20 protein-coding genes are annotated in these 19,690 nt (G+C 64.1%); 3 read left to right on the top strand and 17 right to left on the bottom strand.

The genetic code is table 11. The annotated features are described in order from the left end of the window. The 17 genes from KZO83_RS08150 to KZO83_RS08230 all read right to left on the bottom strand — a co-directional run bounded on the left by KZO83_RS08150 (position 1) and on the right by KZO83_RS08230 (position 16,465). Entirely contained in the window at positions 1–1,203 is a 1,203-nt protein-coding gene (locus tag KZO83_RS08150) for a beta-ketoacyl-ACP synthase (protein WP_247620429.1), read from the bottom strand. Then, positions 1,200–1,796, bottom strand: coding sequence for a DUF3261 domain-containing protein (locus tag KZO83_RS08155; protein WP_075368211.1), 597 nt, complete (start codon positions 1,794–1,796; stop codon positions 1,200–1,202). The genes KZO83_RS08150 and KZO83_RS08155 overlap by 4 nt, the downstream gene beginning before the upstream one ends. Further along, positions 1,793–3,064 (bottom strand): NAD(P)/FAD-dependent oxidoreductase, encoded by a 1,272-nt coding sequence (locus tag KZO83_RS08160; protein ID WP_336296575.1) that lies wholly within the window; start codon positions 3,062–3,064, stop codon positions 1,793–1,795. The genes KZO83_RS08155 and KZO83_RS08160 overlap by 4 nt, the downstream gene beginning before the upstream one ends. Beyond that, a complete protein-coding gene (locus KZO83_RS08165) occupies positions 3,061–5,376 on the bottom strand; it encodes an MMPL family transporter (RefSeq protein WP_075368210.1) in 2,316 nt (771 codons plus the stop codon). Before KZO83_RS08165 ends, KZO83_RS08160 begins: the two co-directional genes overlap by 4 nt. A 20-nt stretch (positions 5,377–5,396) precedes the next feature. Then, complete coding sequence (locus KZO83_RS08170; protein WP_075368209.1) at positions 5,397–5,993, bottom strand: LolA family protein; 597 nt, start codon at positions 5,991–5,993, stop codon at positions 5,397–5,399. A gap of 39 nt (positions 5,994–6,032) precedes the next feature. Next, entirely contained in the window at positions 6,033–7,004 is a 972-nt protein-coding gene (locus KZO83_RS08175; protein ID WP_075368208.1) for an LpxL/LpxP family acyltransferase, read from the bottom strand. Continuing rightward, a complete protein-coding gene (locus tag KZO83_RS08180; protein WP_075368207.1) occupies positions 7,001–7,759 on the bottom strand; it encodes a glycosyltransferase family 2 protein in 759 nt (252 codons plus the stop codon). The genes KZO83_RS08175 and KZO83_RS08180 overlap by 4 nt, the downstream gene beginning before the upstream one ends. Continuing rightward, on the bottom strand, positions 7,752–9,596 hold the full coding sequence (locus KZO83_RS08185) for an ApeI family dehydratase (RefSeq protein ID WP_247620430.1): 1,845 nt from the start codon (positions 9,594–9,596) through the stop codon (positions 7,752–7,754). Before KZO83_RS08185 ends, KZO83_RS08180 begins: the two co-directional genes overlap by 8 nt. Then, on the bottom strand, positions 9,586–10,161 hold the full coding sequence (locus KZO83_RS08190) for a COG4648 family protein (protein ID WP_075368206.1): 576 nt from the start codon (positions 10,159–10,161) through the stop codon (positions 9,586–9,588). The genes KZO83_RS08185 and KZO83_RS08190 overlap by 11 nt, the downstream gene beginning before the upstream one ends. An 8-nt stretch (positions 10,162–10,169) precedes the next feature. Further along, the gene (locus KZO83_RS08195) at positions 10,170–10,433 is read right to left on the bottom strand and encodes a phosphopantetheine-binding protein (RefSeq protein WP_040242746.1); all 264 of its coding nucleotides are present in this window, start codon (positions 10,431–10,433) and stop codon (positions 10,170–10,172) included. Positions 10,434–10,588: 155 nt separating this feature from the next. Further along, positions 10,589–11,296: a beta-ketoacyl synthase chain length factor gene (locus tag KZO83_RS08200; protein WP_075368205.1), complete on the bottom strand. Its 708-nt coding sequence runs from the start codon at positions 11,294–11,296 to the stop codon at positions 10,589–10,591. Positions 11,297–11,668: 372 nt separating this feature from the next. Continuing rightward, positions 11,669–11,965: a con-10 family general stress protein gene (locus KZO83_RS08205; protein WP_083632673.1), complete on the bottom strand. Its 297-nt coding sequence runs from the start codon at positions 11,963–11,965 to the stop codon at positions 11,669–11,671. 159 nt (positions 11,966–12,124) lie between these two features. Then, the gene (locus KZO83_RS08210) at positions 12,125–12,445 is read right to left on the bottom strand and encodes a YnfA family protein (RefSeq protein WP_247620431.1); all 321 of its coding nucleotides are present in this window, start codon (positions 12,443–12,445) and stop codon (positions 12,125–12,127) included. Next, positions 12,439–13,965: a PhnE/PtxC family ABC transporter permease gene (locus KZO83_RS08215; protein WP_178999254.1), complete on the bottom strand. Its 1,527-nt coding sequence runs from the start codon at positions 13,963–13,965 to the stop codon at positions 12,439–12,441. The genes KZO83_RS08210 and KZO83_RS08215 overlap by 7 nt, the downstream gene beginning before the upstream one ends. Next, positions 13,962–14,660: an ATP-binding cassette domain-containing protein gene (locus KZO83_RS08220; RefSeq protein WP_247620432.1), complete on the bottom strand. Its 699-nt coding sequence runs from the start codon at positions 14,658–14,660 to the stop codon at positions 13,962–13,964. Before KZO83_RS08220 ends, KZO83_RS08215 begins: the two co-directional genes overlap by 4 nt. Then, positions 14,657–15,508 (bottom strand): putative selenate ABC transporter substrate-binding protein, encoded by an 852-nt coding sequence (locus KZO83_RS08225; RefSeq protein ID WP_247620433.1) that lies wholly within the window; start codon positions 15,506–15,508, stop codon positions 14,657–14,659. The genes KZO83_RS08220 and KZO83_RS08225 overlap by 4 nt, the downstream gene beginning before the upstream one ends. A 96-nt stretch (positions 15,509–15,604) precedes the next feature. Next, positions 15,605–16,465, bottom strand: coding sequence for a MurR/RpiR family transcriptional regulator (locus tag KZO83_RS08230; RefSeq protein WP_246894930.1), 861 nt, complete (start codon positions 16,463–16,465; stop codon positions 15,605–15,607). A 282-nt stretch (positions 16,466–16,747) separates the two neighbouring features. Between KZO83_RS08230 and zwf the strand changes: the two genes are divergently transcribed. The 3 genes from zwf to KZO83_RS08245 are packed head-to-tail and all read left to right on the top strand — an operon-like array spanning position 16,748 to position 19,611. Next, positions 16,748–18,223, top strand: coding sequence for a glucose-6-phosphate dehydrogenase (zwf, locus tag KZO83_RS08235; RefSeq protein WP_246894931.1), 1,476 nt, complete (start codon positions 16,748–16,750; stop codon positions 18,221–18,223). Between the two features lie 18 nt (positions 18,224–18,241). Then, positions 18,242–18,916: a 6-phosphogluconolactonase gene (gene pgl / locus KZO83_RS08240; protein ID WP_247620434.1), complete on the top strand. Its 675-nt coding sequence runs from the start codon at positions 18,242–18,244 to the stop codon at positions 18,914–18,916. Between the two features lie 32 nt (positions 18,917–18,948). Beyond that, positions 18,949–19,611, top strand: coding sequence for a bifunctional 4-hydroxy-2-oxoglutarate aldolase/2-dehydro-3-deoxy-phosphogluconate aldolase (locus tag KZO83_RS08245; RefSeq protein ID WP_247620435.1), 663 nt, complete (start codon positions 18,949–18,951; stop codon positions 19,609–19,611). Positions 19,612–19,690: the final 79 nt, after the last annotated feature.

Consider the following 19,690-nt stretch of genomic DNA (forward strand, 5'->3'; position numbering starts at 1 on the left):
TCATGCCTCCTCACGGGTCATCAACAGCGCGGCGTTATTGCCACCGAAGGCGAAGGAATTGCTCAGCGCATACGTGAGCGGACGCGACGTGTGCTCGGGCGTGACCGTAGGCATGACATAGTCGAGAGGGGGCAGCTCGGGATCGGGTACGGCGTCGAAGACATGCACCGGCAGCCGCCCGCGGTCGAGCACCAACCAGCAGAACGCGGCTTCCAGCGCGCCGGCGGCGCCCAGGGTGTGGCCGGTCAACGCCTTGGTCGAGCTGCACGGTGGCGAAGTGGCGAACAGCGCCGCGACCGCCTTGGCCTCCATGCTGTCGTTGTGGTGAGTACCGGTGCCGTGCAGGTTGAGATAGTCCACCGCCTCGGGCGCGCAGCCGCCCATGGCCAGGGCTTGGCGCATCGCCTCGTGCGCACCGCTGCCATCCGGACGTGGCGCGGAGACGTGGTAAGCGTCGCTGGACTCGCCCGTACCGCTGAGCTGAATGCCGCCGTCTTCCGGTGTGACCACGAACAATGCCGCCGCCTCGCCGATATTGATGCCGTCGCGCTGCGCGGAGAACGGCAGACAAGGGCGCTCGCTGATCGCTTCCAGACTGGCGAAACCGTTGACGGTCAAACGGCAGAGGCTATCCGCGCCCCCCGCGATGACTGCGTCACACGTCCCGCTGGCGAGCAGGCGTCGGGCGCTAGCCAGGGCGCGTGCGCTGGAGCTGCACGCCGTGGAAAGCGCATACACCGGCCCCTGAGCGCCAATGCGTTGGGCCACGAAGTGTGCCGGTGCGCCGAGCTCCTGATTGGCGTAGCGAAACGCCTCGGGTAGCGGGCCCTCACGGCCCGCCTCGGCGATGGCACGTTCGGTCTCGCCGATGCCTGAGGTACTGGTGCCGATGACCACGCCGATGCGTTCGGGCGCTACCGACTCACGCAACGTGTCGAGCGGGCCATTCAGCCGTTGCATGGCGAGTGCCAACAAGCGGTTGTTGCGGCTGCGTTGCTCGGGTGGCCAGTCGTCCCAGTCGGGGAGCGCGCATGTGACCATGCCCAACGGTAGCGCGCGTTCGGGTGTGAAAGCAGCGCTGGATGTCAGCCCGCGTCGCCCGTTGAACAAGGCGTCGGCGATGGTCTCCAGGTCGTCGCCGAGGCTGCACACCACGCCGGGGCGCGACAGACGACAGGGTTGGCGGTTGGCGGATAGGCTCATCGCGAGGCCTCGTGGTCGGTGGGCGAATCCAGCGGCGCGATGCGCAGCCGGTAATCGCCTTGAAAGTCTTCCAGCAATACGTCGCTGTTACCGTTCATATCGCGTTGCGCCGGTGGTGGCGTAATGCGCGCGACACGCTTGCCGCGATAGGCGATCAGGCGCTCTCGGCGATTTTCATCGAGCGTCCATTCGCTATCGGCGAACGCGTTCTCGAGCGCCGCGCGGGGCCACAGCGACCATTCCAGCCGCGTCGCCAGCCAATCCGGTGGAAACGGTAGGGCATCGTCGCGCGGAGCGTCGCCTTGCTCGAAGCGGCTGCCCGAGGCGTCGCGCACCAGCGTCGTCAGACGTTGCCCGTAGGGGGTGGTCAGCACCACGCGCAATTCGTCTGGAGCAAGGCGCAGCACGGCGATCAGGGTCCGTTTGTCGGCGTCCTTATCGTCCGGAATGAAGGTCAGGCGACGGGTGAGCGTCGCCGAGCGTTCGGCCTGATCCAGCGCCGGGTGTGGCGCGATGGGTGGCGCCAGCGAGCAGCCGCCAAGCAGCATCAGGCCACACAGCGCGAGCGCCAGAGCGAATCGTGACAAGCTCATGAGCGTACCTCGTCGCGTTGTGCGCAGACCTCGGCAAGTGTCGCTAGGCGGCGTCGTGAAGCGGTGACGAATGGATTGTCGCGGTCCCAGGCGTAACCGGCGAGCACGCCGCTGATCCAACGTTTGAAACGCGGCGGGGGCGCTTCATGAAAGACGATGGTCTGCAGCGTACCGGCGTACCATGCCTCGACGAAGGCGCGGAAGGTATCCACCCCGGCGCGCAGCGGCGTCTCGAAGGCGGCGTGCCAGTCGATCTCCTCGCCGCGTAGCTGGCGGTCGACCAGAGGCGCGGCGAGGTGCGCCGAGTGCAGGGCGATGGTAACGCCGGAGGAAAACACCGGGTCGAGAAATTCCCCGGCGTTGCCGAGCAGTGCGTAACCGGGACCGTGCAGGCGCGTGACGCTGGCCGCGTAGCCGCGTATCTCGTTGACCTCGCGCACGCGCCGCGCCTGGTGCAGAAGCTGTCGAAAGCGGGGCTCCTGGTCGAGCAGGGCTTGCCAGCGCGCCTCAGGATTGTCGCCATGCGCGGCGAGGGTGTCGATATCACCGACGACGCCCACCGAGGCGTGTCCGTCGGCGAAGGGGATCAGCCAGTACCAGATGCCGGCGTCCTCGGGGTGCACGCCGATCAGGATTTTCTCGCGGTCGTAATCGGCGTCCTCGATGCCGTCCTCGACATGGCTGAAAATCGCCATGCGTGGCTCGGCGCGAGGATCGCGTTCGAGTGCTTCCAGGCGCGCCAACACACGCCCGTAGCCGCTGGCATCGAGTACGAAACGCGCGCTCAAGTGGCGCGTCGTGCCCTGTTCGTCCTCGAGTTGCAGTACGGGGCGCGCGGCATCGGCATTGAAAGCGGTGACCGTGGTGCCGAACTCGAGTGTCGCACCTTGCGCTTCGGCGGCGTGGATCAGGCGCTGATCGAAGTCGGCGCGCGGGACCTGGTAGGTGGTGCCCCAGCCGGGGGTGGATTTCTCGCGGAAATCGATGGTGGTGGTTCGTGCGTGGCGCGTGAAGGCGGCGCCGTTCTTGGGTTGATAACCGCCGGCCTGGACCGTCTCCAGCAAACCGGCCGCCTCGAGATAGGCCATGCTCTGCGGTAGCAGGCTCTCACCGATAGAAAAGCGCGGGAAATGGCTGCGCTCGATGACATGCACGCGCCAGCCGAGGCGGCTCAATCGCGCGGCGGCCGCCGCCCCGGCGGGTCCGGCACCGATGATGGCGACGTCGCAGTCGGCGGCTTGCAGGGATGCCTCGGTGTGCATGTTCATCCTGCGTCTCCTCGTGGACCGGGCCTGAGCAAGTAGACCAACCCCCATACCGCGGCTAGGCCGATCAGGCACGTCAGGCCGAGATAGTGCAGCGCCGGGGTGGCACTGAAAGCAAGTAGCCCAAAGGCCAGCAGACTGGTCAGTGTGGACAGGCTAATGGCCAACCAGGCGGCGGCCTGGCGGGGATGCTCGGCATTGAAGATACCCGCGTCGAGGCCGATGCCCAAGACCAGTAACAGCCCCAATTGGCTGAAGACGTTGAGCGGGATGCCGGCCACCGCGAAGCTCGTCAATACGATCAGCGTAGCGCCCAGCGGGGGCAATAGCACTCGCCAGGTACGGCGACGATAGCGCAGGGTTAGCCCCATGCCCAGTAAGATCAACCCCAATGCTAGCCATTCGGCGATATGCGTGCGTAGTTCGCCGAGCAGGCCCGACAGACGCTCGATGCGATCGACATAGGTCACACCGGGCGTATCGGCGGCGAGTTGCCGCAAGGGGGCCTCGCCGTCACCGTCCGCGACACCCTGCAGCGCCACGCTGGCGGCGACGCCGCCGTCGTCGGTCTTGCCCAGCCACAAGCGTTGCTGGGATTCGCCCAACGGCGTATCGAGCCAGGTAGTGACATCCAGCAACGGGCTCTCGTCGAGGCGAGCACGTGCGCGTTCGGCCAGTGTGTCCGGCAGGTTCGCGCGCTCAAACAGGTGGCTAAGCGGGGCCTGATAAAGCCGCTCGACACGGGCCAGGTTGGCGTTTTGCCGCTCGGGTGGCGGCACGCTGTCGGCAAGATCGACGTGTCCGCTGATCACGCCTTGGCGTTGCAGTGTGTCCAGCGGCGTATGCAGGGCGCTCAGTCGTTCGAGCAGCGTGGCTTCGTCGTCGCCGTGCACCAGCAGGTAATGCGTGCCGGTATCGTTGCCTAAATGCTGTTGCACGATGCGCTCTTGCTCGAGCAAGGCATCGGGCGATGAACTGAGCAGCCGTAGGCTGTCGTCGCTGTGCAGGCGCCAGACGCAGATGGCGAGCAGCATCACCGCCACCACGCTCACCACGCCGGGCTTGAGACGCCACGGCGAGCGGGTGAGGCGTTCCCAGCGTGTCGCCAGGCGCGCGGTGGCCGGCGAGATGGGCAGGCGCAGGCGGGGCAGCCATAGCACCACCGAGAGCCAGGCACCCAACAGCCCCAGCGCGGCGAAGACCGCCATCTGGCGCAGGCCCGGCAGCGGTGTGAGGGTCTGGGCGAGATACGCGACCAGGCTCGATGCCAGGCCCAGCGTGAGTCCGGGCAGCAGGGCGCGAAGACGAAAGTCACGCCCGGCGATGGCGCGATGGCTCTGCAGATGCAGGGCGTAATCGATGGCGATGCCGATCAAGCTGGCGCCGAAGGCTAGCGTCAGCAAGTGCAGACTGCCGAACAACGCCAATGTCAGGGTTAGCGCCATCAGTAGGCCGCTGCCTAGCGGTAGCAACAGTGCGAGCAGGACGCGCGGCGAGCGAAAGACGATCAGCAGTACCGCGATCAGGCCGAGCAACGCGCCCAGGCCGATGGTCGAGATCTCGTGCTTGGCCTGCTCGGCGCCGGCCGCGGCATGAAAAATCAGCCCCGAGCGCAGTAGTGTCGCCTCGGGATGCGCGATCTGAAAGTCCTCCAATGTCCTGGTCAGGCGCTGCTGGGCGTCCGGTGCATAGGGGGACGTGGCGAGCTTGCCGATCAGCAGGTTAAAACGCTGGCCATCGATATCGATGCTCAAACGGCCGTCGTGCGGAGTGATGCGACTCGTGGTGCGCTCTTCGAGCCAGGCATCGAGCAACCCGAACGGGTCGCGTCGCGGATCTGGGCGTGCGGCGGGCGAGAACAGCGTCTTCAGTGCGGGCGCGACCAACGATTCACCGCCGTTGGCATCGATGGACTGGCGTATCTCGGGGGTCAGCAGGCGATAGCGATAGGCGTCGAGTGCTGTCTTGGGATCGTCGTCGAGGAGGTCGGTATCGCGCCAGGTCAGGGTGTCGATCACCGACGCAGCGCCGTCGTCCCCGGTGAGCGCCTCGGCTAGCGCGGGCATGGTACTCGACAGGTCGTCGGCGTGTACCAGCAGCACGAAACGATCCTCGAAGCTCGTGCCCAGTTTGGCACTGGCTTGCTCCACCAGCGGGGCCTGACGGTCCTCCGGCAGCATGGCGGTGAGCCGGGTGTCTGCAGGGAGGCCGTCGCGAAGCAGCCAGCCGAGTGCCACCAGACACAGCAGATGGGCGACTAGCCAGGCCCAGGCGAGGTAACGGGGTGCGCGCGTGGCGGTGGGCAAAGGCGACATGGGCAGTCCTGGCGATCCGGTCAGCGGGTATCGGCGTCGGGGAGGGCGGCGATCGCCTCGGGCGTCAGCGGCGCCTGATCGCTGAAGTCGACGCTCAAGCGGTCGCCCTCGGCGGTGTGCATCTCCAGATGCTCGACGTAGCGGCCACCGGCCAGACGAATCTCGCCGATGCGCTCGGCGAGAGCCGCGTCGCGTGGGCTGAGCGTGACGCGCCAGTCGTCGGCGTGGCCCTCGAGCGTCTGGGTGAAGCGTGAATCCAGTGCCGACCAGTCGCCGCCGAGCAGACGCAACAATAGCGCGGCGATCTGCTCGCGACCGGCTTGGCGAGCACTTTCCGATTGCGTGGCGTCATCCGCATCGGCCGGCGTGAGCACCAGGAGATCCTCCACGGGCGTTTCCAACTGCCAGACGACCTTCTCGTCACGCACATAGGCGAAGCGCCCCTGGCTTTCGAGCTCGGTGTCGACATCGGCGAGCCAGCGGATCTGCGTGAAGTGGCCTGCCAGCGCCGGAGTCTGCTCGAGACGCGCCTGGAGCGCCTGGCGGTCGAAGGCGTGTGCGGCGAGCGGCAGTCCGACGAGCCCCAGGCAGGCGTAGGCGATCAAGCGGCGCATCATGTGCTTTCTCCCGTGTCGAGATGACAGCGACGATGAAACTCAGTCGTCGTTGCGTGTGTGCGTTGTCGAAGAAGCCCAGAAGGGGAAGAAGTTGAACCATTGCAGGGGCTGGCGCTGGCATTGATCGGTCAGCCATTGTACGTAACGGCGCATGGCTTGGTCGCGCCAGGCATCGCGCTCGACGCGTTTAACGTGGGTGGTATCGTCGAAGTCATTGAACTCCACCCGATAGCCTTCGGCGTCACGCAGGCAGGCCACCGTGTAGAGCGGACAGCGCAACAGGGTGGCTAGATGGAACGGACCTTCGGGAAAGGCGGCGGGGGCGCCCAGGAAGTCGAGTGTCTGGGTGCGCCCGCCGTCGTGAATCGGCACGCGGTCGGCGGCGATCATCACGAAGCGCCCCTGTTGAATGCGCTCGGCGAGCAGCATGGCGGTGGCCGGGGTGATCTCGCTGACCTCGATGATCTCCGGCGCGCGGCGCAGGTTGCTGCGAGCCAGCAGCTCGTTGAACTTGCTGGCGTTGCGGGTATGCATGATCTGCACGACGTGAAAGTCGTCGCGACGTTCCTGCATGGCGCTGCAAACTTCCAGGTTGCCGACGTGCGAGACCAGCACCAGACCACCGCGCCCGCTGCGGATGGCGGCGTCGAGACGGTCACGGTCCTCGCCGTCTACCCGAGCCTCCAGGGTACGCCCACTCCAGGCATCGATCTTGTCCATCAGCATGCCGCCGAATACCAAGAAATGACGCAGGCTCAGCCAGTGCAAGCAGCGCGGCGCCCGCCCGGCATGCAGGGGCCAGATGCGCTTGAGATAATCCTGCGATGCCCGGCGGGGAATGTGGCGTATCGCATAGTAGTAAAGAATGACCGGTACCAGCATGAGCCGAAACGGCCAGCGTCCCAGGTGGCGGCGAATCCAGATCATCAGACGCATGCCGGCCAACGTGCCGGACTCCTGAACGCGCGACCAGTGCCGTGCATCGCGTTGCGTATCGTCGCTGGAGGTCATCCGGTACTCCTCGTCATTCGTGCATGGCGGCCTAGCAGAAGTGGCAGCCGACGCAGCATACCGGCGAGCAAGCGTAAATGCATCGCGGTGAGTTGGCGATTATCGCGCCACATGGCGAAATGCGAGACGCCATCGAGGGGATAGCTCACCCGCACGGGCAGGTTTTCGACCGGACGTGCATCCCATATCCAGCGCACGGGTAACTCAGTGTCGAACTGCATGCGGTCCCCGCAGGGATGCTGCGCGACCAGTTGGTTGGTTGCCGCTACCGGATACAGCTTGACGCCGCACATGGTATCGCGCAGCGCGAAGGACAGTGTGCTCAACCACACCAGCGAATGGGTGAGATAACGGGCGTAGAAGCGGTGACGCGGCACGCTGGCATCGAAACGTGGATAGCCGATGCGCAGCGTCGTGTCATCGGCACTGAGGCCAGCGAGAAACGGCGGCAGGTCGCTGGCGTCGTGCTGGCCGTCGGCATCGACCTGCAGGGCGTGCGTGAACCCCAGCCGCTGCGCCTCGCGTAAGCCAGCCTTGACTGCCGCGCCCTTGCCTTGGTTGTGCGGCAGCTTGAGGAGATGGGTACGGGGCGCGTCGGCGAGCCGCTCAAGAACGGCGGCACAGGCGAGCTCGCAGCCGTCGTCGATCAATAACAGAGGGACCTCCAGACGGCGTAGCGCTTGGCAGGTGCGTCCCACTGCGTCGGCGTGATTATAGACTGGAATGATGACACAGGCGCGGGCGTCGTCACGCATGATGGGCGCCCTCCTGTGGCGTCAGCGTCAGCGTGCCGGTCCCGTGAGTGCCGCGCTGGCTGGTAAACGTGAAGCGTAGTCGGGTCGTCATATCGTTCTTGTGAGCGTCGTTATGGGCGTTGTCGTGGGCATTGTTATGAGCGCGATGATGAACCTTGTCGTGAGTCGCTTCACGCGGGCTGTCATGCGTGACGTCGAGCGTCAGGGTGACGCGTTCCCCCGGAAGCAACAGCAGGGGAAATTTGATGCGAGTCATGTCGCGGCACACGCCATGCAGGCCGAGGCTTTCGCGCGCGGCGTGAAGCGCCCAGCGCACCATCACCACGCCGGGCACCACCGGCTGCGTCGCGAAATGCCCCTCGGCATAGGCGAGACGCTCGGGCACTTCCAGGATCAAGCGCGCGCTTTGCGGGCCGTCCAGTGTTTCGCCCAGCCAGCGAGGCGCTCGGGGGTCGTCGAGATCCGCAAACAGGCGTGACAGGCACGTCGCGCCAAGCTTGCCCTGGGCATCGCGGGGCCAGGCCTCGACGAATCGCCAGTAGCGTGGCAGTACGGCGTTTTCGAAGCGTGGCGTCAGGGCGGCGCGTAGCGCTTGGATCAGTTGGCGTCGTGCGTCATGGTCGTGCGGCACGGCCTCGGGGATGAGTTCGACGATGGCACCCAAACGGCCATCGCGCCTCGGCAGAGGAGTGCAGTGGGCGCGCCGTACGTCTGGCAATTCACCCAGGGCGCGGTCGAAGGCGGTAAGCGAGACACGCTTGCCGCCGACCTTAGCGATACGGTCGCTACGGCCGAGTAGCTGAAAGCGGGTGCCTTCGACGACCACGCGGTCGGCTTGTGGCGTCCAGGTAGCGGGTGTGCTCAACCAAGGGGCGCGCAGCCATAGTTGATGCTCGGCATCGTCGCGTATCTCGACGCCGGGGAAGGCGGTCCAGCCGGTATTTTGGGATTGAATGCGCCAAGCGATGCCGCCGGTTTCTGAGCTGCCATAGACTTCGTGTACCTCGGTACCGAGCAGACGTTGGGCATGCTCGGCGGCGTTGCGTGGCAGAGGGGCACCGGAGGAATGAATGCGTGCCAGGATGCCATCGACTGCCGGCCAGTCGAGTGTCTCCGGGAGCCGCTCGAGGGTTGGCGGGGCGCTGATCAGCACCGCCTCGCGCTGGGTTTGCGCATACCAGCGCGCCAGCCACAGATGCAAAGTTTCCGGGTAGCGGCACATCTCGGCGGCGAACGGTGCACGCTCGCACAGCGGGCGCAGCACGCTGAACAGTAGGCCGTAGATATGTTGGTGGCTCACCTGACTCAAGGTCAGGCGTGCCTCGAGCGGCCATAGCGCGGCATGCATGGCCAATTCGGCGTCGAGCTGGGCGAAGCTCTTGTCGAGGCGTTGCGGTTCGCCGGTGGAGCCGGAGGTATAAAGCGTCACGGCGATGCGTGCCGCCTCGAGTGTGCCCCAACGTGGTGCGTGAGGGGTGTCGCTCGCCGTCAGGCCGCCAGGAATATCTCCCAGACGTGCGGCATCCAGGGCATCGAGGGCCTCGAGTGTCGTGGGGCGCGTGTCGGCCGGCAGGATGACATGGTCGCCGCGTTCCCAGGCGGCGATCAATGCACAGCCGAAGCGGTACGGATCGTGTGTGCTCAGCATCCAGCTGCAGGGGGATTTGGCATGCGCGTCCAGCGTCGCCTGCCAGGCGCCGACGTCGGACTGGAACGTTTCCAGCGTTCGCCAGGGCGTCTCGGCGTGAGCGTCGGTTTGCCAGGCCACGGTGCGTGCAGGGTCGCATTCGCGCCATGGGGCGGCCAGCAGCGGACCGTGCGCCGCGTCATTCGTCATCGGGCGTTTTCCTCACCTGCCGGCGGATCAACCATTCGCCGCCGAACATCGTTGCCAGTAGGGCATAGACGATCCCCCCGTTGTAGAGCGTCCATGTGGCCAGGTCGGCGTAGAGTGCGGTCCAGAGCGCGATGCTGCCATTGATGGCGAAAAATACGCACCAGGCCTGCGTGACGCGACGCGTGTAGCGAACGCCGCGTGGCCCGAGGTTGGGTTCGCGGCGCCGCGCCAGGCGTTCTATCGCGCTGGGTGGGCGGGCCAGGCTGTATGCGAAGGCGGCCAACATGGCGGTATTGAGAAGCACTGGCCAGGCGCGCACGCCTAGCTCGGCGTGGCCGGCCACGAGTATGACCCCACCGACAATGAGCAATCCCCAGCCCCAGCCTCGGTGTGCGGCCGGTAGTCGCCACCAAGCCAATACGACGAGGGTGATCAGCAAGGGCCAGGCGCCTAGACGCGGCAGCAAGGCATGCACGGCCAGCGGCCATCCTAATGCCAGAATGCCGAGTAGTAGATTGAACAGGGCCGAGCGCGGTGCGGTCGACGACGGGATACGAGAACTCATGCTGGGCTCTACGCGGTGCGGCGCTCCTCGACCAGTGCGGCGAGCGTGCGCAGGTTGCGAAAGTGGTGGCGTGTTTCGTCACTATCGGATTCCAGCTTGATACCGTAGCGCTTCTGCAGGGCGAGCCCCAATTCCAGGGCGTCGATGGAGTCCAGGCCGAGGCCTTCGACGAACAGCGGCTCGTCGGGATCGATATCTTCCGGCGTGACGTCCTCGAGCTCGAGGGTATCGATGATGAGGTGCTTGAGCTCTTGTTCCAATTCGCTCGTCATGGGCGACTCCATTCTTGTCGATGCAGCATAAGGCGTATGTCGTGTGCGTAAACGTTGCCGGCGGCGGGGCGCACTATATCGGCTAGCCTATGATACAGGGAGTAAGCGGGTATGGGGCAGGGCGTCGATGGGCATGAGGCGATCTCGTCCATGCATCATTCGGCGCGTACCAGCGACCATGCCTGGCGTGGCCGGTGGCAATGGAGTTCGTCGCGTGCGCCGCATAGCCAGTCGATGAGATCGCTGGGCTGTGGGCTGTCCTCGGCGGTATCGTCGCTCGTCAGAGGGCGTGGAGTGAGCGCCCAGGCGTCATGCGCGGGCGTCGACGACACGCGTAGTGCCACGGCGGCAGTTTCGACCGGGGGCGTGAAGTGTGCGGCGAAGCGCGCGGGGATCGCCTGATCGGCGAAGGCGAGGATCACTGTCGGCTCGCCCTGGGCCAGATACCCCTGGGCTTCGACGAGCAGTGCGGCGAACTCATCGCCAGAGGCGGCGATTGCCTGCTGGGTGCGGCGGTTACCACGTCCGATCGAGTATACGCCGGGAATGGCATTATGCACCGAGAGACCGAAGCGTGCCGGTGACAATGGCGCTTCCTCGGCCAGGGTATTGAGCATTTCCAGGGTGCGTTCACCATCGCCGTGGCGGGAGGCATACAGCAAAGGGCAGTCTGCATCGGCATCGAGCTCGGCCAGCATGTCGCATAGTGCGCGACCGATGCCGGTCAAGCGGCGTCGCAACATGGCGGGCACATGGCCGCCGGCAGGTTTTTCCGCGACGCTGAGGCGGGGCTGCGACGTATCGCGGCGGCCGGGCTGCCAGGCGCGCCAGTCATGCACATACATCATGGCCGGTGTCGTCATGCAGACGTCTTCCCTTTCGTCGGCGAATGCCGCTGGCTCGACGCGTGGTGTGAGTGACAACGTATACGGATGTTTACCCTACCCGAGTCGCGGCATGATGGCTACTGTCTTGGGGCGCCGACATGAGGGTTGCGGGGCGATGATGAGGTGCAAAAAAAGACCGCCCTGGCGGGCGGTCTGGCCTGGGGCCAAACCCGCGTGTGCGGGCGCAGGGAAACGGCGCTTGGCGCTGATATGCAACGCGCGTGAACGTAAATTCTGTAGGTGTCATCCTATGTCAATGCCGTGTGGCTGGCTGTCAGTCATAGCAGCGAAAGGCGTAGGCAAAGCTTGCGGGGAGGCGCAAGTGACTGGCTATGAACGGGGTGATCGTTACGAGGCATGAGTGGCGCGTTGGCGCCCACCTTTGCGGCCCGCCTCGCGAGCACGATTGGTGTCTTGCTTGAAGTTGCCGGGGCTTTGACGGCCCCCCTTACGTCCCGCTTCGGCGGCGCGCCCAGGGTCGTTCTTGAAGTTGGTGGGGCTGGCCTGGCCGCCCTTGCGCCCAGCCTCGGCGGCGCGTCCGGGGTCATTGGCAAAATTGCCGGTGCTGCGTTTTGGCGTTGAAGAAGGCGATGTGGGGGGCGGTGTCTCTTCGTCCTTGATCAGCGGGCGTGGCGGTGTGGTCATGTGAACCTCGTCGATGGAACACGTTAGCGACACGAGACCAGGCAGTCAGCCTGTCACTGGTGATGCTTCCCCCCTCCATGGGGCGGTGCATCGTTTCCAGACACTAGCAGGTTGACGCGCAACACAGCGCAGCAAAACGTAATCTTCTATGGTGTTTTCTTATCGCCACCCGCTGGCGATCACGCCCATACCGGCAAGCGCGAGACCGGCGCCGACCCAGTCGGTGGGTTGCAACGGTTCGCCATCGACCGCCCACAGCCAGCCCAAGGCGCAGACCACATAGACGCCTCCGTAGGCGGCATAGATACGTCCGCTGGCGGCGGGGTGCAGCGTCAAAAGCCATGCAAATAGCGCTAGGCTGACGGCTGCAGGGATCAGCAGCCAGGGCGAGCCTTGCTGGCGCAGCCACAGCCAGGGCAGATAGCAGCCGATGATTTCCGCCAAGGCGGTGGCGATGAATAGCAGCGTCGTGATCAGCATGTGGCTTCTCTCCCAGGATGGCCGCGCTCGCCTGGAGTATCGGCGATTTCGCGCGGCCGGTAACGGCGTGCCAGAGCGTCGACGGCGATGTTCAGGCCGGCGGTGATCAGCAACAGGAAGAATGCCTGATCGAACATCAGATAGGCGAAGCTGGAGTCGATGTGAAAGCCCAGCGTGGCGATGCCGAGCATGCCCAGCAGCGCGGTTTCACGAATGATCGTCTCGGCGCGGTAGAACAGCAGTGCCAGCAAGCCGCCATAGAGGCGTGGCAGCAACTCATAGGTATAACGTGATGATGCCGGCAGTGCGTGGCTACCCGGCACGATGGCATCGGCATGCCGCGCCACCAAAAAGGCGATCAGTGCGCCGTTGTGCAACGACAACGCCAGCCAGGCGGGCAACATCGAGGGGCCGAGCATCAACAGGAAGATGAACGCCAGCATCAATTCCGGTGTCGAGCGCATCAAGATCAATACGCCTTTGCCTGCCATACGTGTCGGGCGGTTGCCGAAATGGTGGCTAGCCATTGGCCACAGCAGCAAGGCCACTACCAGGCTACCGGCGGTGCCCATCAGCCCCAGCAGCAGGGTATTGCCGATGGCGGGCAGCAGGTCGGGTATTTCGCCGAACCACTGCCAGAGCCCGCTCCAGTTCCCTTCGAGCAGGGGCTTCGGCCATAGATCGACACTCACGAAGCGCCATAGCAGCGCGCCGTCGATGTCCGGCCAGGGCCCGAGAAGAAATAGGCTTCCTAGTGCGATCCAAGGTAGTAGGCGGCGGTGTCCCCATAGATGCAGCGAAGCGATCATGAGATAGAACACCCACAGCAAGGCACCGGCCTCTGGATAACGCCCCTCGCGGAAGGCGCTCTCCAGATGAAAACCTAGCGTCGGCAGGCCCACGAACCCCAGTAGTACGCTCGAGCGCATGGCGCATTCGAAGCGATAGCGGGTGTAGCTCGAAAGCCTCGCCCAAACCATGGGCAGTTCGGCATACACGAAACGCGAGAGACGTCCCACGCCCTCGGGCAGGGCATCGACCGGTGCGCGTGGCGTGAGTTCGAGTATCTCGGCGTAGACCTTGGCGAAGATGCCGGCGTAGGGGATCGTCAGGGCGGCGATGGCAGTGACGGCGGAAAGGCCGAAGACCTGCAGCAGAAGTAGCGCCCAGAACAACTCATGAATGGCGCGCACGAACGCACAACTGCCGCGTAGCAGGCGCGAACGCGGGAAGAGCAAGGCCAGCGGGAAGCCGAGTACCACGCCGAGCAGCGTTCCCCACAGCGCAAACCCGATGGTCAGGGCGATGGCATGGGGCAGCGACTGGGTTGCCAGGATATCGGGGTGCAGCAGGCCTGAGAGCATGCGTTCCAACTCGGCCCAAGGATCGTGGGTGGTGATTGCCAGATCGGCGAACGGCAGCAATACCAGACACAGCGCGATCAGTCCCAGCGAGCGCCGAGCAAGGCGCAGATTGAGGGAGTCACCGGCGAGCAGGCCTGGGGCACGTTCGGCACTCATGCCGGCTCCGGTTGGGCATCAGACGAGTGGGCGTCAGGATAGAGCGTGTCGAGATCGTCAAGCGTCAACTCGCGCGCCGGCGCGTCGAGTATCAGTTGGCCGTCGCGCAGACCCCATACGCGGTCGAAATGCGTCAACGCGAGTTCGCGCTGATGCAAGGCGATCACGCAGGTGGCGTGCTGGCTCTGAACCATATGCAGCAGGCGGCGTGCTTGGTGCGGGTCGATGCTGGCGACCGGCTCATCGCCGAGGAATACCTCGCGCGCCTGATAGAGCGCCCGGGCGATGGCCACGCGCTGGCGTTGGCCACCGGAAAGTTGTGCCACGGGACGCTTGAGCAGTCCTTCGAGGCCCAGCTCGCCGCAGAGTGCCTGAATGTCGCGCCAGGCGTCGCGGCGCGGGCGCAGCAGATTGATGAGATTGGCAAGCGCAGAGTGGCGCTCCAAGCGGCCCATGTAGACGTTGTGATAGACTGACAGCGGCGGTACCAGGCCGTGCTCTTGTGGGCACCAGGCCGCGCGCTGTCCGAGGCGCTCGCGTAAGGCGGCCAGGAGGGTCGACTTACCCACCCCGCTGGGGCCGAGCAATGCCACGCGTTCGTCGGCCCGAAGTTCTAGCGTGAGATCGGCGAGGACGGTGTGGCGTGCATGGCCCAGCGCCTCGCCGTCGAAACGAACGAGTTCCTTCACACTCAACGCAGCAGGCCTAGTTTCTCGCCGACGTCTTCGATGGGTTGATAGTCGTCGTTGTCGGCGGGAATGAAGCCTTGACGGGGGAAGCTCTCGAGCAGTTCAGGGTCGTGCATGTCGAGCAGGGCCTGACGCACCTTGTCGGTAAAGCCGTCCCCATAGCGGTTGTCGACGTCGCCACGCACGGTCCATTGATAGTCGGGGTAGGTCGGTGTCTTCCAGATCACGTCGACCTTGTCGGTATCCACGCGTCCATCGGCCACGGCGGCGTCCCAGACCTTGAAGTTGACGGCCCCGATGTCGTAGGTGCCGGATTCGACCAAGGCGATGGTGCGCGTATGGTCGCCGGAAAAGCCGACGCGCGAGAATAGCGACTTGGGTGGCGCTCCGAACTGTTCGCGGATGTAATATTCCGGCATCAAGCGTCCGGAGGTGGAAGTTTTGGCGCCGAAGGTGAACGACTTGCCTTGCACGTTCTTGGGCAGGTCATCGCCCTGCGTGTCGACATCGCTGTCATGGTTAGCGATGAAGTAGGTACGGAATTCGGCGTCTTCCTTGCCTTGGGCGATGGCGCGAGAGCCGGGTACCAGACGGCGCGCCTGGACGCCGGTCAGGCCACCGAACCAGGCCAGTTGCACCTGGTCGTTGCGGAAGGCCGAGACGGCAGCGCTATAGGATTTGACCGGCACGTACTCGACTGCCACGCCCAGTTGGTCCTCGAGGTAATCGGCGACCTTGTCGAAGCGCTCCTCGAGCCGCGACTGGTCTTCATCGGGAATGGCCGTGAAGCGGAACGTGTCCGCCGTGGCGGCGGTGCTGACGAGAATCAACAGGCAGGCGACGAACCAGCGCATGGGCATACTCCTTGGGAGAATAAACGACGCAATGAGCGTGGTGAGACGTTCATTGTCGTGACTGTGCGATGTGGCGGCAAGCGCGTTCCACGACGTTCATTCGTCGTGGAGCGGAAACCGCGTGGCTTGCAGACTGTCCTTTATCTTTTTGAGGTGCGGCAAGAAGTCTTCGCCGCGACGCAGCGTGACGCCCGTCGCCAGTACATCGATCAAGGCTAGATGAATCATGCGCGAGGTCATCGGCATGTAGACATCGGTGTCTTCCGGGGTGATGACTTCGAGCGTTTCGGTACACTCATGGGCGAGTGGTGAGTCGGGCGCGGTGATGCCGAGCACGATGGCGCCATTGTCACGCGCCACGCGGGCGATCTCGACCAGCTCGCGGGTGCGGCCGGTGTAGGAAACGATGACAATGACGTCGCCGGTATGAGTGGCGGCGGCGACCATGCGCTGCATCAGCACGTCTTCATAGGCGGTGACGGGCAGGTTGAAGCGAAAGAACTTGTGCTGCGCATCCTGGGCCACGGGGCCCGAGGCGCCGAGGCCGAAAAAGCTGATCTGCTTGGCCTGGATCAGATAATCGACGGCGCGCTCGACGCGCTGGGCATCGAGTGCGCGGCGAGCGTCGTCGAGAGCGGCAATGGTGGCGCCGAATATCTTGTCGCCATAACTCGCGGCGCCATCGTCACGTTCTACGCTGCGGCTGACATAGGGCGTGCCGCCGGCTAGGCTTTGGGCCAGTTTGATCTTGAAGTCGGGGTAGCCCTTGGCGTCGAAATTACGGCAGAAGCGGTTGACCGTGGGTTCGCTGACCGCCGCCGCCTGTGCCAGCGTGGCGATGCTCATGCCAGTGGCGGCGGCCGGGTCGTGAAGAATCACGTCGGCCACTTTGCGTTCGGAACGATTGAGTTCCTCCAAGCGGGAACGGATACGGTCGATCAGATCGAAGGCTGGCATGCGTAATGGGAGTCTCTGTCTGCCAAGGGTGTCGAATTAACTACGTTGTCACGTAACCACATTTTCCGGTAATTACGTTTTCGAGTAACTAGGTTTTCAAGTAACTACGTTGTGTTAGATGAGGCATCCTAGCGTGGTGGCGCAGGGTCGCCAAGCCAAGTCGTTCGCGGATAGGGTCGAATGGGTGCCGCAATGGTAGTAAATTTACATAATATATTTGCCGAGGAGCCCCGATATGGCTTATTTTATAGGTAAGTTAACCAGATTTTTGGGGGCCGCGTCATGAGTCGAGATATCACGCCCGATGTCGATCTGGCCCTTTTCGGGGCGCTTGGCGATTTGGCGCTGCGCAAATTGTATCCGGCATTGTACCACTTGGATCGCGAAGGATTGCTCGGCGATACCACGCGTATCCTGGGGCTGGCGCGCCAAGAACACGATGTCGACAGTTTCCGCACCAACGTCAAGGAAGCCCTTAACAAGCGGCTCAAGCCCAACGAGCTGGAAAAGGCCTGTCTCGAGCGGTTCCTGGCGCGTCTCGACTACCAGCAACTCGACTTTGCCACCGTCGCGGGGTATGACGCCATTCGCGATTGGCATGACGCCACCGAGCGCCCCATGGTGGTATATCTCGCGGTACCGGCCAGCATCTACGGTGATATCTGCGCCAATCTGCATGCCAGTGGCAGCCTCGATGACGAGACGCGCGTGGTGGTCGAAAAACCCATCGGCTACGATCTCGAATCCTCTATTCAGATCAACGATGCCATCGGCGATGTGTTCCCCGAATCGCGCATTTATCGCATGGATCACTACCTGGGCAAGGAGACGGTCCAGAACCTGATCGCGCTGCGTTTCGCCAACCCCCTTTTCGGCAATCAGTGGAACCAGAACCAGATTTCGCATGTGGAAATCACCGTCGCCGAGAAAGTGGGCATCGAAGGCCGCTGGGGATATTTCGACGAGGCCGGGCAGTTGCGCGACATGGTCCAGAACCACTTGTTGCAGCTGCTGTGTCTGATCGCCATGGACCCGCCGTCGAATCTTGATGCCGATGCCATTCGTGACGAGAAGGTCAAGGTACTCAAGGCGCTCAAGCCCTTGGTAGGCGAAGAGTTGTCGCGCAACGTGGTCCGCGGCCAATACATCGGCGGTTCCGTCGACGGCGAGAGTGTACCGGGGTATCTCGAAGAGGAAGGTGCCAACACCGCGAGCCATACCGAGACTTTCGTGGCCATGAAGCTCGAGGTTGCCAACTGGCGCTGGGCGGGGGTGCCGTTCTATTTGCGTACCGGCAAGCGCATGCCGGAAAAAATGTCGCAGATCGTCATCCACTTTCGTCAGCAGCCGCACTATATCTTCGATCCCGACCAGCGTGGACTCGCGGCCAACAAGCTGGTCATTCGGCTGCAGCCGGAGGAAGGCATTGCGCTGCAGGTGCTGACCAAAGATAGCGGGCTCGACAAGGGTATGCGCCTGCGGCCCGGGCCGCTGCATCTGGATTTCAATCACGCCTTCCCCAAGACACGGATTCCCGATGCCTACGAACGTTTGCTGCTCGAGGTGATGAAAGGCCAGCAATACCTGTTCGTGCGTCGTGACGAGGTGGAATATGCCTGGAAGTGGGTAGATCAGCTGATCGCCGGCTGGGAGGCGCGGGACATGCCGCCGCGCCGGTATCCCGCAGGCTCCTGGGGGCCCGTGGCGTCGATCGCCATGATTACTCAGGACGGTCGCTCCTGGTATGAAGACTATTGATTTGATAGGCAGCCGATTATGACAAGCATCGATGAAGGCCGTCGTTACCTTGCCGAGCGTCTCGCGGATACCGTGGCCAAGGCGCTCGAAGCCGACCTGACCAGTCGCGAACGGGTGCTGTTGATCGTCTCCGGCGGCTCCACGCCGAAACCGTTCTTCAGCGCCCTGGCTAGCAAGGCGCTGCCCTGGTCACGTATCGACGTGACATTGGCCGATGAACGTTGGGTGGCCGACGACGATGCCGACAGCAATGCGCGTCTGGTCCGCGAGACGTTGCTGGTCGGGCCGGCCGCCGAAGCGCGTTTTCATTCCTTGACCACCGACGACGCTACCCCCGAGGCCGGCGTCGAAGCGGTTTCGGCACGCGTCGCGTCGCTGCCATGGCCGGCCAGCGTGGTCGTCCTCGGCATGGGCGGCGATGGCCACACGGCCTCGCTGTTTCCCGACAGCGAACAGCTAGCCACGGCGCTTGAAACGTCCGAGGCAGCGGTGGCGGTGCATGCGCCCAGCGTCCCGCAGGCGCGCATTACGCTGAGCGCCGCACGCCTAGCCGATGCCCATCTGCATGTCCTGCACATGACCGGCGATGACAAGCGTCGTGTCCTGGCCAACGCGTTGGGTGGCGATGATGCCCGGCAATTGCCGATTCGCACCTTTCTCTCCCAGCCGATCGCGACGTATTGGGCCCCCTGAGCCCTGCGTTTACGAATACCCGGAGCATCCCCATGACTATCGACAAACAGCTTCCTTCCACTCGCACGACGGAACTCGACGGTATCTGCCAGAAGGTGGAGGTGATTCCGGTGCTGGTGATCGATCGCCTCGAGGATGCCGTGCCCATGGCGCGTGCCTTGGTCGAGGGCGGGCTCAACGTGCTTGAGATCACGCTGCGCACCGATTGCGCGCTGGATGCCATCCGGCGTATGCGCGCCGCACTGCCGGGTGTGAGCATCGGCGCTGGCACCGTGCTGACGCCTGCTCAGTACCGGCTGGCCGAAGAGGCCGGCGTGGATTTCGTGGTCACGCCCGGCACGACCGAGGCGCTTTATCGCTATGGCGTGGAAAGTCCCGTGCCGATGCTGCCGGGGGTGGCTACGGTGTCCGAGTTGATGACTGGCTGGCAGTACGGCTATCGGCGCTTCAAGTTCTTTCCCGCGGAAGCCAGCGGCGGCGCGAAGGCGATCAAATCCATTGGCGGTCCGATTCCCGATGCTCACTTCTGCCCCACCGGCGGGATCACCGTAGAAAACGCCGACGATTATCTCAGTCTACCCAACGTGATGTGCGTGGGCGGCTCATGGCTGACGCCCAAGGACCTGGTCGAGAACGAAGACTGGGATGGCATTCGCGAGCTGGCGCGCCAGTCCGCCGAACGCTTCCATCACTAAGGCCGCTCATCACCAAGACTACTTGCTATTCAGCAGGTAACCGCTTCTCTCTCGACAGCTGATGCTGTTCTTCCGACCC

This window comes from Chromohalobacter moromii, assembly GCF_023091865.1.
GTDB lineage: Bacteria > Pseudomonadota > Gammaproteobacteria > Pseudomonadales > Halomonadaceae > Chromohalobacter > Chromohalobacter moromii.

Bases quoted from the DNA above. Each gene is read 5' to 3' on its own strand.
- KZO83_RS08150 (WP_247620429.1), bottom strand. From the start codon at position 1,203: ATGAGCCTATCCGCCAACCGCCAACCCTGTCGTCTGTCGCGCCCCGGC.
- KZO83_RS08155 (WP_075368211.1), bottom strand. From the start codon at position 1,796: ATGAGCTTGTCACGATTCGCTCTGGCGCTCGCGCTGTGTGGCCTGATG.
- KZO83_RS08160 (WP_336296575.1), bottom strand. From the start codon at position 3,064: ATGAACATGCACACCGAGGCATCCCTGCAAGCCGCCGACTGCGACGTC.
- KZO83_RS08165 (WP_075368210.1), bottom strand. From the start codon at position 5,376: ATGTCGCCTTTGCCCACCGCCACGCGCGCACCCCGTTACCTCGCCTGG.
- KZO83_RS08170 (WP_075368209.1), bottom strand. From the start codon at position 5,993: ATGATGCGCCGCTTGATCGCCTACGCCTGCCTGGGGCTCGTCGGACTG.
- KZO83_RS08175 (WP_075368208.1), bottom strand. From the start codon at position 7,004: ATGACCTCCAGCGACGATACGCAACGCGATGCACGGCACTGGTCGCGC.
- KZO83_RS08180 (WP_075368207.1), bottom strand. From the start codon at position 7,759: ATGCGTGACGACGCCCGCGCCTGTGTCATCATTCCAGTCTATAATCAC.
- KZO83_RS08185 (WP_247620430.1), bottom strand. From the start codon at position 9,596: ATGACGAATGACGCGGCGCACGGTCCGCTGCTGGCCGCCCCATGGCGC.
- KZO83_RS08190 (WP_075368206.1), bottom strand. From the start codon at position 10,161: ATGAGTTCTCGTATCCCGTCGTCGACCGCACCGCGCTCGGCCCTGTTC.
- KZO83_RS08195 (WP_040242746.1), bottom strand. From the start codon at position 10,433: ATGACGAGCGAATTGGAACAAGAGCTCAAGCACCTCATCATCGATACC.
- KZO83_RS08200 (WP_075368205.1), bottom strand. From the start codon at position 11,296: ATGACGACACCGGCCATGATGTATGTGCATGACTGGCGCGCCTGGCAG.
- KZO83_RS08205 (WP_083632673.1), bottom strand. From the start codon at position 11,965: ATGACCACACCGCCACGCCCGCTGATCAAGGACGAAGAGACACCGCCC.
- KZO83_RS08210 (WP_247620431.1), bottom strand. From the start codon at position 12,445: ATGCTGATCACGACGCTGCTATTCATCGCCACCGCCTTGGCGGAAATC.
- KZO83_RS08215 (WP_178999254.1), bottom strand. From the start codon at position 13,965: ATGAGTGCCGAACGTGCCCCAGGCCTGCTCGCCGGTGACTCCCTCAAT.
- KZO83_RS08225 (WP_247620433.1), bottom strand. From the start codon at position 15,508: ATGCGCTGGTTCGTCGCCTGCCTGTTGATTCTCGTCAGCACCGCCGCC.
- KZO83_RS08230 (WP_246894930.1), bottom strand. From the start codon at position 16,465: ATGCCAGCCTTCGATCTGATCGACCGTATCCGTTCCCGCTTGGAGGAA.
- zwf (WP_246894931.1), top strand. From the start codon at position 16,748: ATGAGTCGAGATATCACGCCCGATGTCGATCTGGCCCTTTTCGGGGCG.
- pgl (WP_247620434.1), top strand. From the start codon at position 18,242: ATGACAAGCATCGATGAAGGCCGTCGTTACCTTGCCGAGCGTCTCGCG.
- KZO83_RS08245 (WP_247620435.1), top strand. From the start codon at position 18,949: ATGACTATCGACAAACAGCTTCCTTCCACTCGCACGACGGAACTCGAC.